18 protein-coding genes and 1 riboswitch are annotated in these 13,678 nt (G+C 38.9%); of the genes, 10 read left to right on the plus strand and 8 right to left on the minus strand.

Translation table 11 applies throughout. The features are described 5' to 3' along the window. The first annotated feature begins 56 nt into the window (after positions 1–56). Both FBF83_RS20690 and FBF83_RS03735 read left to right on the plus strand, forming a co-directional pair. Positions 57–200: a hypothetical protein gene (locus FBF83_RS20690; protein WP_169525163.1), complete on the plus strand. Its 144-nt coding sequence runs from the start codon at positions 57–59 to the stop codon at positions 198–200. A gap of 2 nt (positions 201–202) precedes the next feature. Then, positions 203–421 carry a DUF3813 domain-containing protein gene (locus tag FBF83_RS03735; protein ID WP_136945777.1) on the plus strand — a complete coding sequence of 73 codons (219 nt, stop codon included), beginning with the start codon at positions 203–205 and terminating at the stop codon, positions 419–421. Between the two features lie 43 nt (positions 422–464). Here FBF83_RS03735 and FBF83_RS03740 read toward each other — a convergent pair whose 3' ends face one another. Both FBF83_RS03740 and FBF83_RS03745 read right to left on the minus strand, forming a co-directional pair. After that, positions 465–1,046: an SGNH/GDSL hydrolase family protein gene (locus FBF83_RS03740; protein WP_136945778.1), complete on the minus strand. Its 582-nt coding sequence runs from the start codon at positions 1,044–1,046 to the stop codon at positions 465–467. A gap of 41 nt (positions 1,047–1,087) precedes the next feature. Then, on the minus strand, positions 1,088–1,747 hold the full coding sequence (locus tag FBF83_RS03745; protein WP_136945779.1) for a diphthine--ammonia ligase: 660 nt from the start codon (positions 1,745–1,747) through the stop codon (positions 1,088–1,090). A gap of 146 nt (positions 1,748–1,893) precedes the next feature. Between FBF83_RS03745 and FBF83_RS03750 the strand changes: the two genes are divergently transcribed. Together FBF83_RS03750 and FBF83_RS03755 are read left to right on the plus strand one after the other, a co-directional pair. Then, positions 1,894–2,352 (plus strand): GNAT family N-acetyltransferase, encoded by a 459-nt coding sequence (locus tag FBF83_RS03750; protein WP_136945780.1) that lies wholly within the window; start codon positions 1,894–1,896, stop codon positions 2,350–2,352. 65 nt (positions 2,353–2,417) lie between these two features. Then, positions 2,418–2,684: a NifU N-terminal domain-containing protein gene (locus FBF83_RS03755; protein WP_136945781.1), complete on the plus strand. Its 267-nt coding sequence runs from the start codon at positions 2,418–2,420 to the stop codon at positions 2,682–2,684. Positions 2,685–2,759: 75 nt separating this feature from the next. On the opposite strand, the gene FBF83_RS03760 is transcribed toward FBF83_RS03755, so the two are convergent. Next, on the minus strand, positions 2,760–3,596 hold the full coding sequence (locus FBF83_RS03760; protein WP_420875106.1) for a YitT family protein: 837 nt from the start codon (positions 3,594–3,596) through the stop codon (positions 2,760–2,762). 272 nt (positions 3,597–3,868) lie between these two features. Between FBF83_RS03760 and FBF83_RS03765 the strand changes: the two genes are divergently transcribed. Both FBF83_RS03765 and FBF83_RS03770 read left to right on the plus strand, forming a co-directional pair. Continuing rightward, a complete protein-coding gene (locus tag FBF83_RS03765) occupies positions 3,869–4,723 on the plus strand; it encodes a DegV family protein (protein ID WP_136945783.1) in 855 nt (284 codons plus the stop codon). Positions 4,724–4,796: 73 nt separating this feature from the next. Next, a complete protein-coding gene (locus tag FBF83_RS03770; protein ID WP_136945784.1) occupies positions 4,797–4,928 on the plus strand; it encodes a DUF3941 domain-containing protein in 132 nt (43 codons plus the stop codon). 49 nt (positions 4,929–4,977) lie between these two features. Here FBF83_RS03770 and FBF83_RS03775 read toward each other — a convergent pair whose 3' ends face one another. The 5 genes from FBF83_RS03775 to FBF83_RS03795 form a co-directional block, all read right to left on the minus strand. Continuing rightward, complete coding sequence (locus FBF83_RS03775; RefSeq protein WP_136945785.1) at positions 4,978–5,775, minus strand: energy-coupling factor transporter transmembrane component T family protein; 798 nt, start codon at positions 5,773–5,775, stop codon at positions 4,978–4,980. Continuing rightward, complete coding sequence (locus tag FBF83_RS03780; RefSeq protein WP_136945786.1) at positions 5,759–7,204, minus strand: ABC transporter ATP-binding protein; 1,446 nt, start codon at positions 7,202–7,204, stop codon at positions 5,759–5,761. The genes FBF83_RS03775 and FBF83_RS03780 overlap by 17 nt, the downstream gene beginning before the upstream one ends. 11 nt (positions 7,205–7,215) lie before the next feature. Then, positions 7,216–7,791 carry an ECF transporter S component gene (locus FBF83_RS03785; RefSeq protein WP_136945787.1) on the minus strand — a complete coding sequence of 192 codons (576 nt, stop codon included), beginning with the start codon at positions 7,789–7,791 and terminating at the stop codon, positions 7,216–7,218. Next, entirely contained in the window at positions 7,788–8,480 is a 693-nt protein-coding gene (gene tenA / locus FBF83_RS03790) for a thiaminase II (protein WP_136945788.1), read from the minus strand. The genes FBF83_RS03785 and tenA overlap by 4 nt, the downstream gene beginning before the upstream one ends. A 160-nt stretch (positions 8,481–8,640) precedes the next feature. Beyond that, positions 8,641–8,743: riboswitch (TPP riboswitch) on the minus strand. Positions 8,744–8,781: 38 nt separating this feature from the next. After that, entirely contained in the window at positions 8,782–9,945 is a 1,164-nt protein-coding gene (locus tag FBF83_RS03795) for a histidine kinase N-terminal domain-containing protein (RefSeq protein ID WP_136945789.1), read from the minus strand. Between the two features lie 144 nt (positions 9,946–10,089). Between FBF83_RS03795 and FBF83_RS03800 the strand changes: the two genes are divergently transcribed. From FBF83_RS03800 to ligD, 4 genes are all read left to right on the plus strand, one after another. After that, positions 10,090–10,959 (plus strand): SDR family oxidoreductase, encoded by an 870-nt coding sequence (locus FBF83_RS03800; RefSeq protein ID WP_136945790.1) that lies wholly within the window; start codon positions 10,090–10,092, stop codon positions 10,957–10,959. Positions 10,960–11,071: 112 nt separating this feature from the next. Next, positions 11,072–11,899: a Ku protein gene (locus FBF83_RS03805; protein ID WP_136945791.1), complete on the plus strand. Its 828-nt coding sequence runs from the start codon at positions 11,072–11,074 to the stop codon at positions 11,897–11,899. Then, positions 11,896–12,801, plus strand: a complete 906-nt coding sequence (locus FBF83_RS03810; protein WP_136945792.1) for an RNA ligase family protein — start codon at positions 11,896–11,898, stop codon at positions 12,799–12,801. Before FBF83_RS03805 ends, FBF83_RS03810 begins: the two co-directional genes overlap by 4 nt. Further along, complete coding sequence (gene ligD / locus FBF83_RS03815) at positions 12,768–13,661, plus strand: non-homologous end-joining DNA ligase (protein WP_169525164.1); 894 nt, start codon at positions 12,768–12,770, stop codon at positions 13,659–13,661. Before FBF83_RS03810 ends, ligD begins: the two co-directional genes overlap by 34 nt. Positions 13,662–13,678 lie beyond the last annotated feature (17 nt).

Consider the following 13,678-nt stretch of genomic DNA (forward strand, 5'->3'; position numbering starts at 1 on the left):
TCAGAATAATATCAGTACCATGAACTCATCCTATTCTTGAAAGGGAGGGAACTATCATGGCAAAGAATAATAAAACAAAGCGAATGGTTAAAGAAGGCGCAGATCGAGCTGTCCGAAATATGGATCAGCACGATCTTACAAGCATGAGTAGTCAGCAGCGTAAACAACAACAACAAGAAAACTTGTCTGGTGGTGAATAGGAATGGCTAACCGACATTTTCAACTTGCTAGAGAAGCTGTGGAAAAAGCAGAGCAAATGGCTGCTAGTGGACAACAGGGGCTACAAAATCAAATTGAAATAGCTACGAACAATCTCTCGGCAGCATTTCATCAATCGACAAGTGCTGAGAAAGAGCAACTCACTTCTTACCAACAAACCGTTGAAGAACTGAGCCATGAATCGTCAAACAAACCCTTTTAAATTTTCATAATAAAGGAACCCGGGTATTACCCGGGTTCCTTTATTAGAACAACTTAATATTTGGTTTAAATCTCCTTTTTCGTCCCAGAGACTGAAGAACTTCTTTAGTGATGAGTTTATAACCCTTCCCGCTAAGTTGAACACCATCCTTCTCATAAAGCGAATTGTTTCTTCGGTGTTCATGAATGAGTTGCCATAAATCAATATGACGGGTTCCAAACTTCTCCGCAACATGCTTAATTCTTTCCGCATAGCCTTCGATCTTTCGATTGGTTAATTTGGTATTATCCTCATTCATTACTGGTGATGGAGAAATAAGAATGACTCGTTCTGGAGGAAGATTATTCACCATATAACCAATATTCCTTTCAAATTCACTGAGATCAGAACCATAATCAAGACATGCCTCCTGCGTTCCAAAGAAGATGGTTACATAATCAGGTTGATAGCTAAGAACATCTGATTGAAACCTAGAAACCCCGTCTCTTGAAGTTGGTGATGATCCAGCATTAATGACAATCCATTCATCAAGTGCACCACGAATCCGTGATGTTAATCGTTCATTTCCGTTATCATCTACTTCGCGTGCAGTTAAACAATCCCCAAAACAAACTAAAACCGGCATCCATTGTCCTCCCCTTCATTCCGTTACTGCTGAAAGCTATTTTAAATATGTGTTAGTAATGCAGTTATGTAAGGCCCATGTTCAACTTTATCCTTAACTACATAATCCACTTGATAGTGAAAGATTGGTCCGTTAAATACGAAGGTATGAAATTCTCCATTCTCCCCACATGGATCAACGTCATGAGGAAGATTCGTAAGGAATTCCTGGTCGAATTCTTTCCCGATCCATCTGGGATGAATTTTTGTTTGATCCACAGTTGTGATGACGGCTTTAAAACCTGTTGAAATAAATCGCTCTGCTGTATGTGAGGTTGATTTCCTCCATAAAGGAAATACACCCTCTAGTCCACTCGCATTTAGCTGTTTTTCTCTATATTGCCTAATATCTTCTAAGTACAAGTCAGCAAAAGCTATAGCCTCAACTTTGTTTTCTATAAAAGAATCATATACATCTTTGATAAGTGCTTCGTATTGCTTATTCGTACAGTTATCTGGTAAATTTGTTATCGAAAGTGGGAGTCCTATCGAAGCTGCCTGTTTTTTAAGCAAAGCCTTACTTACACCGTGAAATGAAATGTATTCACGATCACCATTAACAGTTGTCCATAGTCCTTTCACCTGATCACTTGAGGATTTTAGACAATCGTATAAGGCAAGTGCACTATCTTTTCCTGTACTCCATGAAAAGAGAAGATTCATTCTATCAGCTCCTTCCTACTCTTATAGACGATTGGAAATAGCTGAATGTTTCAAATATCTAGAAATTATTTAATTTTATTATTCGAGAGTACTAACAGGTATTGTTAGCGATTAAGTCGAAACAGTATGACGGAGGTGGAACGGTAATGAATGTTTACCAGCTATCAAGCCAAACAAGCGAAGATATGATTGCGGATGTATCGAAGTTATTGATGAAGCAGATTACTCGTTCTGAACACGATGGTAGCTACGAAAAACTTGTCAAGGGTATTACGCTTGCTCTTGATGAAGAATCAGCTTCTCGCGTCGTCGTTGCAGAATCTGATAATGAAGTACTTGGAGTAGCATTCTTTAACATTGGCGTTAGCCTTACAAGTGGTGGACCATACATATGGCTAAATGAATTGTATGTCGATCCAGATGCTCGTAATAGAGGAATAGGTCGGAAGCTATTACTTCACGTCATTTATTGGGCTGAAAACGAAGGTATTAAAGGAATTGAACTAGAGACAGGTATTAATAACGCTGTAACGAAGCATTTATACAATTCACTAGGCTTCCATGATATTGTCTCAAAGCGATACGGTTTCACCTTCTCTTCTTAATTTCATTTTCTGTATAAGATGTTTCTGATACACTAAGAAAGGTAGAGAAAGGAGGCGTTTAACACATGGCAATTGCACTACGAGTAGATCGTACACCAAACCCAAATGCAATCAAGATCACTGCTGATCAGCAGTTGTTTGAAGGTTCTTCTAGTCATTCTTTTAAAAAGAATGATAATCCTGAACACCAAATGGCTGCAGCTCTTCTAAAATTAGATGGAGTTGATAACGTTTTTGGTTACCAGGACTTTATTACAATTAACAAAATGCCTGAGGCAGATTGGGATAGCTTGCTTCCTGAAGTGAAAGAAACAATCTCAAACAATGCATAAAGGTTAACACATAAAAAAAGTTCCCAGTTGGGAACTTTTTTTATGTGTTTATGAGGTTGATTATGTGTCTTTCACCTATTCAGTTCTGAAGAACCCGAAGATTCCTGTTGTGTTTACGATGTTTGTGAAGGCTGTTGGGTCGATGTCTTGGATGATGTGTTCAAGGTCGTATAGCTCATAGCGCGTGACGACGATCATGAGCATTTCTTTATCTTCACCGCGGTAAGCTCCTTTGGCAGGGAGCTTTGTGATACCACGGACAAGACGATCATGAATGGCTTTTTGAAGTTCGTCCCCTTTAGCTGTGACGATCATAGCTGTAAGCTTTTCGTGACGAGTATGGATAACGTCGATGACTCGGGATGAAACGTAAAGCGTCACAAGGGTATAAAGCGCTTTTTCCCAACCGTAAAGCATACCGGCGGTTAGAATGATCAAAGCATTTAAACTAAAGAAATACGTACCAATTGGACGGTCTTTCATTCTAGAGAGGATCATTGCGACAATGTCCATTCCTCCAGTAGAAGCACCCCACTTTAGTGTAAATCCAATTCCAATCGCTGCGATTACACCACCGAAAACAGCGTTAAGAAGGATGTCTTCTGACAAAGCTTGAATCGGAATGATTTCAAGGAAGAATGTTGTGGCTGCAACACTGATAACACTATATAATGTAAAGGCCTTACCAACTTTCTTCCAACCGAGTACGGCAACAGGGATATTGAGTAGAAATAACAAAATACCTGTTGAAATATTAATTGGTGTGTAGTCTCCTAATACGCTCGATAGTAGCTGTGCGATTCCAGTAAACCCGCTTGCATAGACATTTGCAGGGATTAAGAATAAATTAAGAGAAACAGCTCCAAGTATAGCACCTAGGAGAATAACAATAATTTTTTTAACTTCTTCCACTAGTAACACCCTCTTTTACGAAACGGAGCTTAAACTCGTTTACTAAGTATAAGTTCAAATACATACATATGTGTCAGTAATTGATGCATACGATGTCGAACAGAAATGCTCTACTAAACCATGTTTATCTAAACAAACTAAAGCTCCCACGTCAACTGTTTTCTAGCTAAACCTATCGATAGGATTGATTTTACTTCAAGTACGGGATAAACTTTAAGGTAACATAAGCTTTCTACATAAGTACATAAACCACAATGAAAGGACGATTGTCCGTGAATGTGAAAATAATTACTGATAGCGCGTCAGACCTACCCGATGAGCTTATAACAAAGTATGATCTTGAGATTATGCCTCTCATGGTGATAATGGGAAATGAAGAGTATTATGACCGTGAAGACATTCAAGCGAAAGAATTATATAAAGCACTACGAGAAGGAGCTATGGCAAAAACATCCCAAATTCCTCCTGCAAGAATGAAAGAAACATTCGTTAGATATGCTGAAAAAGGGCAACCTTTTATTTATATTGCCCTATCATCAGGGATATCAGGCACTTATCAATCAGCAGCTATCATTAAGAATGAAGTTCAGGATGAATTCCCTGACGCTCAAATGGAAATCATTGATTCAAAGGCAGCTTCTCTTGGCTATGGTCTAATGGCTATTTCTGCAGCTGAGCTTGCTTCAAATGGTAAAACATTTGACGAAATTAAACAGCATCTAACTACTACTTACTTGACGCATATGGAACATATTTTTACTGTTGATGACCTAGAATTTCTTCAACGTGGCGGAAGGGTTAGTAGAGCCTCCGCATTCGTTGGAGGAATGCTTAAAATTAAACCCGTTCTTCATGTTGAAGACGGCAAACTTGTGCCAATTGAAAAGATCCGTGGTAAAAACAAAGTAGTAAAACGGATGGTCGACATTATGAAGGAGCGCGGCGTTAACCTACAGTCTCAGCTTATCGGCATTTCGCATGGTGATGATCTTGAAAGTGCTGAGAAGCTGAAGAGTGCTATTCAAGAAGCTTTTGGAAGTGAACACTTTGTTATTCATGAAGTGGGAGCAACGATTGGTTCTCATTCAGGGCCTGGCACACTTGCCTTATTCTTTCTAAATAAATAGCCCTACATAGGATCTCACATAATCGTAAAACCTAAGTGTGCGTTACGATTATATCGTCAAGGGAGGCCTATCGATGTCAGCAACGAAAGATAACAACAAAAAGCCTGTTGATGGGAATGCTAAACGTATGATGAAAAACAGGTTGAAAGAAGATAATCGCGAAGGCGGAAAGCATCAATATTCAAAAGATACAGATCACTTGTAAGAATATCTTTCCTAATCGAAGAAATAAACCGGCTCTCTAGAGAGCCGGTTTATTTCTGTCTTACATCCGTTATATCAAAATAAGGAAAGGCTCCGCTCATCCAAAAAGCAAGTCCAAAACCAATTGCAATGTAAAGCAGGAATATCAAATCGAATTTCGAGAAAGATGGCTTGTAGTAATAGGTCCGTTCTTTATTGTTAAATCGCTTTGCCTCCATTGCTACCGCAATTCGATGCGCTCTTCTAATGCTCTGAGATAAGAGCGGGACTGCGTACAGGGTAACCGTCTGTGTGATACGACCAATGCCCTTCTTCTTTTTCACTCCTCTTATAAGTAACGCCGCTCTTAGCTGTTGAAATTCTTCTACCATTACTGGAAGGATTCGAACGGCAGCCATGAAACTATATGCAAAACGAGGTGGTACTTTAAGTTGCTGTATAAGAGAATAAAAAAGATAGACAGGCCTTGTTGTTAATGCAAACAATAACCCAAGAAGAGCAAAATTCAGCGCACGAAAACCAATATGCAAACCTCTGTAAAAACTCTCCTCAGTAATATGAATCAATCCCCACTTCCACCACGTGGTCGAGCCCTGTCCAAAGAACATCATGCTAGAAGCACTGGAAAAGAATAAGAGAAGAAACGGCAGAATTAAAATCAGAAGTACCTTTTTTTGATGTCCTGTTGAAAATAACAAAAGTAAAAGCGGCACTACCGTTACATTCGTAATCATATTAGGATTATGAATAAATAGGAGCAATAGAAACAATACAAGAAAGAAAATCAACTTGAAAGCGGGATTTAAGCGATGAAGCCATGTTTCTTCATAGTTAAGAGTCCATTGCATGCGCATTTCCTTCTACGACTCGCTCCAAGTTACGATCTGAAACGAGTAGCCCTTCTTCAATGACCCACTGCCTTGTTGCATAGTGTTTCACGATCTTTTCATCATGTGTCACCATTATAATGATCATTCCTTTTGCCCTTAATTCCTCAAATAGTTGAAGCAACTGAAACGTATTTTGAGCGTCTTGACCAAATGTGGGTTCATCTAAAAGCAATACTGGCTGACTGCCAAACAACGCAGTCCCTACGCTTAATCGCCGCTTTTGTCCAGTTGAAAGCTGATAAGGGTGAAGTGATTTAACATGCTCAAGTTGATAAGAAGTAAGCCATGCAGTTACTTTTTCATCTACATTTGAATCATTCATCATCTTTAAAGAATAAGCTAACTCTTCATATACAGAATTCGTTATGAATTGTAATTCTGGATTTTGAAATACAAAAGCCAATTGATTACGAGAGTCATGGACTGTTTTTAATACATTGTTTGAAACCTTTTTTTCGCCAGAGGTTTTCATTACATTCATCAAACTTAACAGCAGAGAGCTTTTGCCTGCACCATTTTCACCGGTAATGGCTACCCATTCACCTTCACAAACTGTGATGCTTGGTACTTCAATCTTTGGATTCTTTCCCCTATATCCTTTTAAATTAGTTACTGACAGAACCTCTTTACCTCGCCTTGTTCCCTGTAGAGAAGCAATTTCCTTCATATGCTCTTCCCACACTTCAGGATACCAAATACCATATTCCTTTAGTTTATGTTTATAGAATGAAAACATGGTACTAGGATCGGTATCAGCTATAATCGCGCCTTCAGAATTAAATAATACGATACGGTCAACAAAGTCGATTATTTCATCAATTTTATGCTCAACAATAATCATCGTCTGTTTTGCTTCAATTTTTTTAATGGTAGACCATACCTCTGATGTGCCTTCAGGATCTAACAGAGCAGTAGGTTCATCTAACATAATCACCTCTGGTTCAAGTGCTATCATAGAAGCAATAGCAAGTCGCTGTTTCATTCCTTGTGAAAGTGTACTGATTTCAATATGAGGATTTTGAAAAGATAGTCCCACCTTCTTTAAATAGAACTGGATCAGTCCTTTCATTTCCTCTTGGAGAACGGCTCGATTTTCTAATACAAACGCAATTTCTTCGTCAACATAAGGCATACAAAACTGTGCATCAGGATCCTGAAATACAACGCCAGTCGATTCACAAATAACTGTTTCGTCTGCCTTCATTGGTACAGGAACCGCATTAGGAATCAATCCAGCTAGCACTTGTAGTAACGTCGATTTCCCACAACCACTCGGCCCCAAAAAAAGTACTTTTTCCCCTTCCTCAATATGGAGAGACAAATCTTCAAATAGCAATGAAGGAGCGCCCGCAAATTTCAATCGAAGGTTTGACACCCCTACTTTCATACAATTCCTCCTCATCGATCCAGTGCTTTGTAGTCTTCGTCACTTGCCGGTCTAACGAGACTTGTAACCCCTGTTCTATCAAGTGCTTGAACAAGAAAATAAGCTAGAAGTCCGGCTATCAGGAAGCCTCCAATCAACCGAGCTCCAACTAGGAGCAATAAGTTCCATAATGCAAGATCCATCACATATCCGTAAGCAGCATCCATGACAAGTGACCCTACTGCTGCAGCAATACCACCTAGTGATGCAACAAATGCGGTGTATCGCTTATAGCCAAATAATGCAAACATTAATTCAGTACCTAACCCCTGGACAACGCCATACAACAGGACGGAAAGACCATATTCTGATCCAACAAGAAATTCTCCAGAAGCTGCAGCGGTCTCTGCTAGTAAAGCAACTCCAGGTTTACGGAGAAGGAGCATAGCTACTGTCCCAGCAATAAACCACATGCCGTAAATAACATCTCCTATGTGAAGGCCAAATGGCTTAAATAAGCTATATACTGGTCCCCAAAGCTTATAAATGATTCCAAAAACGAGAGCAATTACGATGGTAATTAAAATATCTGAAAGTTTTAACTTCATACTCTTTCCCCATTCTGTAATGCAACCGGCCACTCTTCAACCTGGTAAGCCATTTCCCAGAAACCGAATTCCAATTGACAGCTTAAAATAAAATAATCTTTTATGCGCTTCAGTTCTTTCTCAGGTGCTGTTTTGGCCCACTCATCAAGAATGCTGCGAAGTTGATTTGTTACTGGTTCCATCGACTTCTGTCCATAGAAATTAATCCAATCGTAAAAAGGGTGATCTTCACTCGGATCCACTTCTTTCATTAATCGCTGACCAATTTCAAGATACGTCCAAGGACATGGCAACAGAGCTGCAATAATTTCACCAAGTGTCCCAGTATGAGCTGCATCTAACATATGCCTTGTATAGTGATGAGCAGTAGGTGCAAGTGGATAACCTTGCAACTCGTCATAAGAAACTCCCGCTGCTCGACATAAATTATTGTGAGGATGAATCTCACTGTGAAGTACAAATGAAATCTGTTCATTGAATAGCGCCATCTCTTCTCTTGTTTCACACTTCGAAATAGCTACTCCATAAACTCTTACAAATGTATTTAGATACTCAAAATCCTGTTTTACATAATGCACAAGCTGTTCCTTCTCTAACTTCCCATTCGCAAGACCTCTCACAAATGGATGATCATAAATAGCTTCGAAAATTGGTGCTGCTTCCTCACGTAACTCCTCTGTAAATAACATAAAAAAACTCCTCTCCGCTTTTCATCCATCTGATGAAGAGGAAAGGAGCCAAGATGCTGTATGTCAACCATTTCTGGAGACGGAAGATGCGATTAACATCTCTTCTTTCCATACGTTACATAACATATAAAAAGCCGCTCCAAAAATGGAGCGGCTACAAGTGCACCCGTCTCCACTTTCCTCCGCTGGCGCTAACCAGATCAGGTTCAAAGGGTCCAGGCAATCCTGTCTCAGTCACGTGAATGACTCCCCTAGTGGATATATAAAAGCATTTTTAAAATTCTTAATTATACATATTAAGCTACGCTTCTTTCACACCTTTGTCAACCATTATTGGAAGTTCGATCACAAAGGTTGTTTCTTTCCTGTTGGTTCTAACTGAGATCAAGCCTTCATGCTTTTCAATGATTTGTTTACATACAGATAGACCAAGACCCGTTCCTAGCTTCTTTGTACTAATGAACGGTTGGAAGATGCTTTCAACAAGGTGAGATGGAATTTGTCGTCCATTATTCGTTACTTCAATTACGATTCTACCTGGATTTTCTTTCGCTTTCATTTTAATTTTTCTATTCTTTGATCTACTTTCACTCAGCTCTTCTATCGAGTTAATCATAATATTGAGAATAACCTGTTTGATTTGTTCTTCAACTCCGAATAGAGGAATATCTGGCTCAATCGAGGTTTCTACTTCAATCTTGGATTCAAGCAGACGTGGATAAACTATCTCAATGGTGTACTCCAATAGACCGCTTAAATTGATAGACAGTGGCTTATCATCAATTGCTCGCATTTTCGAAAGGAAAAGAAACTGACTAACCTTTTCTTCAAGACTCTTCATTTCTCCATTAAGAATTTCAAAGTAATGCTTTCTGACTTGATTACTTTCTTCATAATCATCTTGAAGAAGCCTTAGAAAACCTTTGATAGAGGTTAAAGGATTACGAAATTCATGGGCAAAACTCGCACCTAATTGCCCAAGGATTGTCAGTCGATCACTGTGCATTTCCTGAATAAATTTGTTCTTATCTTGAATAATGCTATCTTTTAAGTTTGTGTACTCTGTAATCGAATGATACAAGTACGCATTAAAATAATTATTAATTATTTCAAGTGCCCTCGAAAGTTCATTACGGTCAAACGAAGATTCATTTAGAACAGAAATGACTACCGACCGACCTGAGTTAATATTTGCGACAAATTCACCGATATTAACGTTCGCTTGAATTCGTTCATTTGCGATTTTCTTTGTCAATTTTTTGATCCAGTTCTCGTCAGGATTGCGAATGTAATGTGAAATGAGTTCAACCGTTCGCTTTCCATTTTTTATAACTTCTTTAAAATACGGATCGTCAGTAGACATCCTTGCAATCGCTAACCATTTCTCTACAATAATAGGCTGACTTGATTCAAGAAATCCTGCAAGCTGTTCTTCAAATTGACAATCAACTCGATCACTACTCATGACATTCGCCTCACAAACTACATTGGGATTGCTTTATTTTATCATGTAACAAACTTGTCATCATTAACTTCATAAAATTTATGTTTGAAACAGGTGTGAATTGGTAAATCCTTTCATATATAGCTAATTGAAAGGAGCAATCTTATGCGTCCAGATTACAGACAAACAGATGGTCAACCAGCTCAACATCAGAACCACCAACCAGGTTCCGAGCAGGAAATGACCCCTCATCCAATCACGGAGAACAGCGATTATAAAGGTTCAGGCAAGTTAACGAACAAAGTAGCACTCATCACTGGAGGTGACAGTGGTATTGGTAAAGCAGCAGCAATTGCTTATGCCAAAGAAGGTGCGAAATTAGCGATCGTTTATCTTGACGAACATGAAGATGCGACAAATACAAAAAAACAAATTGAAACTGAAGGCGGAGAATGCCTTCTTCTGTCAGGTGATATTGGTAACGAAGAATTTTGTATAAGCGTCATTAATCAAGTCATCGAGCATTATGGACAGCTTGATATTCTAATTAACAATGCTGCCGAGCAACACCCAAAGCAAAGTCTAGAGGATATTACTGCCGAACAGTTAGAAAGAACCTTTCGGACAAATGTCTTTTCTATGTTCCATTTAACGAAGGCCGCTCTTCCACACCTTAAAAAAGGAAGTGCGATTATTAACACATCTTCTGTCACAGCTTATGAGGGAAATGAGCAGTTAATTGATTACTCGAGCACAAAAGGAGCGATTACAGCCTTCACTAGAAGTCTTGCGAAATCACTTGTTGGAAAAGGGATTAGAGTGAACAGCGTAGCACCTGGACCAATCTGGACTCCACTTATTCCATCGACTTTTTCTGCAGATAAAGTGAAGAACTTTGGAACAAATACACCGATGGCAAGACCTGGTCAGCCCGTAGAATTGGCTGCAGCTTATGTACTTCTAGGTTCAGATGATTCTTCTTACATGACAGGCCAAACCATTCATATCAATGGCGGACAATTTTTATCAACCTAAAACCTCCTTTCTAGGAGGTTTTTTCTTTGTTACACACCCTTCTTAGGAAGAGACTTACAGTTATTGAATCCAAATTTAGTGAGAAACTAAACAAAAAGAAAGGATGATGACAATGCATACAATGTGGAAGGGAGCGATTAGTTTTGGGCTAGTTAATATTCCCGTTAAGCTCTATGCAGCAACTGAGGATAAGGATATTAAGATGCGTTATCTTCATCAAGACTGTCATACACCAATTAAGTATGAGAAACAATGTCCTAATTGTGATCGCGAAATTGAATCTGAGGAAATTGTTCGTGGGTATGAATACGAAGAAGGTAAATATGTCATTATGGAAAAAGATGAAATTGAAGCTCTGGCTCACGAAAAAAGCAAGTCTGTTGAAATTGTAGATTTTATTGAATTAGCCGATGTTGATCCTGTTTACTTTAACAGGTCCTATTTTATTGGTCCAAATGATAATGGCAGTAAACCTTATATGCTTCTTAAACAAGCGATGGAAGAGTCAGGAAGGATTGGCATTGCAAAAATTACGATTCGTTCTAAACAGCATTTAGCCGCTGTTCGTGTCTATGGTAAAGGTCTCATGTTAGAAACAATGTATTTTCCAGATGAAGTAAGGACGATTGACAATGTTCCTGATTTACCAGAAGAACTTGAAGTGAGCGAGAAGGAGAAGAAATTAGCGAGACAATTAATTGAACAGCTAACCACAGAATTTGAACCGTCCAACTACAAAGATGAGCGACGAGAAGCTATGCTTGCTTTAATTGAAAGTAAAATATCGGGAGACGAAATTAAAGTTGTTGAAGAAAAGCCGAAGAAGAATGTTGCTGATCTAATGGATGCTCTTCAAGCAAGTCTCGATTCCTCCCCACCTAAATCAGCTCCAAAGAAAAAGAAAAAGGCAACGTCTAAAAAGAAGAAAGTCGCAAAATGAGCAACCAAATGCTTCCTATGATTCCTACGCTTTCCCACTCGTTTCCAACTAACGAGGATAATTGGATATATGAAGTGAAATATGATGGATATCGTGCCATTCTAGCATGGGATGGACAAGCTCTATGCCTAACGAGTCGTAACGGTCATAATTTAAACAGTCGGTTCCCTACATTACATGACAATTTATCCTCCATCCTTATGAATCAGGAGATTAATCCATGTATCATAGACGGAGAAATTTGTATTCTTACTAATAACTACAGAGCTGATTTTGAATCACTTCATAAACGGAAAGAAAAAAACATATCATTCATAGGTTTCGATCTCCTAAAAAAAGGTGAAGCGCTCCTAACATCCTCTCCTTTACTAGCCAGGAAGAAAGAGCTACGTCATCTCTTAGAAAACGTCTCTGATCAAAATGTCCTAATTGAGATCGCCTTTTCTCCCACTGCACAATACCTCTTTGAACTAGTTAGTAATCATAATGGCGAAGGTGTCGTTTGCAAAAAGACAGATAGCTTATATAGAGTAGGAAAAAGAACGCGTAACTGGCTTAAAGTAAAAAATTGGAAAATCGCCTTTGTCTTCCTTTACGCTTACGAAAAAGCCAATGGCTATTTCTATACAGGAGTTAAACGCGAAGGAGAAATTTATGAGATTGGTCATTTCTCACATGGTCTTTCTTCTGAAGAAAGAGAAGCATTACTTGAAGTGATAAAACGGAATAAAACGAAAGAAACGAATGGATTTATATATGTTCAACCGAGGATTGTGTTGGAACTGGAATATTTGGATCTCTACAACGAGAAATTAAGACAACCTCGCTTTAAGCAATTCTGTTTCCAAACTTCCTGGGAGGTATGTACGTGGGACACCATACAATCATCGTTAATGACATAGAGGTAGGAATAACCAATCCAGATAAAATGCTCTGGCCTTCTATTACAAAAGCAGAGTATCTTACCTATCTATCGACTATTGCACCACTAATGCTGCCTGGATTGCACAATAAACCGTTAACTGTCATTCGTTTTCCTGACGGCGTAGATGGAGAAGCATTCTATCAGCGGAATTGTCCTGACTATGCGCCCGATTATATTCAAACTGTTCAATATGAGGACCACAATCAAATTGTATGTTCTGATCTTCAAACGCTTCTCTGGCTCGGCAACCAAGCAGCCATTGAGTTCCATGTGCCGTTTTCCACATATGACACTGAAAAGCCATCCGAAATTGTTTTTGATCTCGATCCACCTTCGAAACATGATTTTCATTTGGCCATTAAAGCCGCTCAGCAAATAAAAACGATTCTAGATCAGCTTCAATTGATTGGGTTTATTAAGCTTTCAGGGAATAAGGGCATTCAAATTCATATCCCGCTTCCATACAAAACCTATTCCTATGATCAAACAAAACGTTTCACTCGTTTTATTGCGAATTACTTAACTGAAGTAGATCCAGACTCCTTTACAACAGAGCGACTGAAAGAAAAAAGGAAAGGACGTCTTTATATAGATTATGTGCAGCATGCAGCAGGAAAAACGATCATTGCCCCATTTTCAGCACGAGGTAACACAGAAGGCCTGATAGCAGCACCAATCGAATGGGATGAGCTCACCTCAACTCTAACACCAAAAGATTATACGATGAAAGACGTAAGTAAACGTACGATAAATCCCTTTTCAGAATTCGATGTAGTACGTCACAAACAACCCTTTAAACCAATTCTTGATTGGCTAACTACAAATAAAACAGAGTAAACAAATAGCCACCCCGA

Origin of the sequence: Guptibacillus hwajinpoensis, assembly GCF_005144865.1 — a bacterium.
GTDB lineage: Bacteria > Bacillota > Bacilli > Bacillales > Guptibacillaceae > Guptibacillus > Guptibacillus hwajinpoensis_A.

What these genes read in the sequence shown, in the direction of transcription:
- FBF83_RS03770 (WP_136945784.1), top strand. Translation starts at nt 4,797, where the DNA reads ATGTCAGCAACGAAAGATAACAACAAAAAGCCTGTTGATGGGAATGCT.
- FBF83_RS03745 (WP_136945779.1), bottom strand. Translation starts at nt 1,747, where the DNA reads ATGAATCTTCTCTTTTCATGGAGTACAGGAAAAGATAGTGCACTTGCC.
- FBF83_RS03735 (WP_136945777.1), top strand. Translation starts at nt 203, where the DNA reads ATGGCTAACCGACATTTTCAACTTGCTAGAGAAGCTGTGGAAAAAGCA.
- FBF83_RS03785 (WP_136945787.1), bottom strand. Translation starts at nt 7,791, where the DNA reads ATGAAGTTAAAACTTTCAGATATTTTAATTACCATCGTAATTGCTCTC.
- FBF83_RS03795 (WP_136945789.1), bottom strand. Translation starts at nt 9,945, where the DNA reads ATGAGTAGTGATCGAGTTGATTGTCAATTTGAAGAACAGCTTGCAGGA.
- FBF83_RS03810 (WP_136945792.1), top strand. Translation starts at nt 11,896, where the DNA reads ATGAGCAACCAAATGCTTCCTATGATTCCTACGCTTTCCCACTCGTTT.
- FBF83_RS03780 (WP_136945786.1), bottom strand. Translation starts at nt 7,204, where the DNA reads ATGAAAGTAGGGGTGTCAAACCTTCGATTGAAATTTGCGGGCGCTCCT.
- FBF83_RS20690 (WP_169525163.1), top strand. Translation starts at nt 57, where the DNA reads ATGGCAAAGAATAATAAAACAAAGCGAATGGTTAAAGAAGGCGCAGAT.
- FBF83_RS03750 (WP_136945780.1), top strand. Translation starts at nt 1,894, where the DNA reads ATGAATGTTTACCAGCTATCAAGCCAAACAAGCGAAGATATGATTGCG.
- tenA (WP_136945788.1), bottom strand. Translation starts at nt 8,480, where the DNA reads ATGTTATTTACAGAGGAGTTACGTGAGGAAGCAGCACCAATTTTCGAA.
- FBF83_RS03805 (WP_136945791.1), top strand. Translation starts at nt 11,072, where the DNA reads ATGCATACAATGTGGAAGGGAGCGATTAGTTTTGGGCTAGTTAATATT.
- FBF83_RS03740 (WP_136945778.1), bottom strand. Translation starts at nt 1,046, where the DNA reads ATGCCGGTTTTAGTTTGTTTTGGGGATTGTTTAACTGCACGCGAAGTA.
- FBF83_RS03800 (WP_136945790.1), top strand. Translation starts at nt 10,090, where the DNA reads ATGCGTCCAGATTACAGACAAACAGATGGTCAACCAGCTCAACATCAG.
- FBF83_RS03755 (WP_136945781.1), top strand. Translation starts at nt 2,418, where the DNA reads ATGGCAATTGCACTACGAGTAGATCGTACACCAAACCCAAATGCAATC.
- FBF83_RS03775 (WP_136945785.1), bottom strand. Translation starts at nt 5,775, where the DNA reads ATGCAATGGACTCTTAACTATGAAGAAACATGGCTTCATCGCTTAAAT.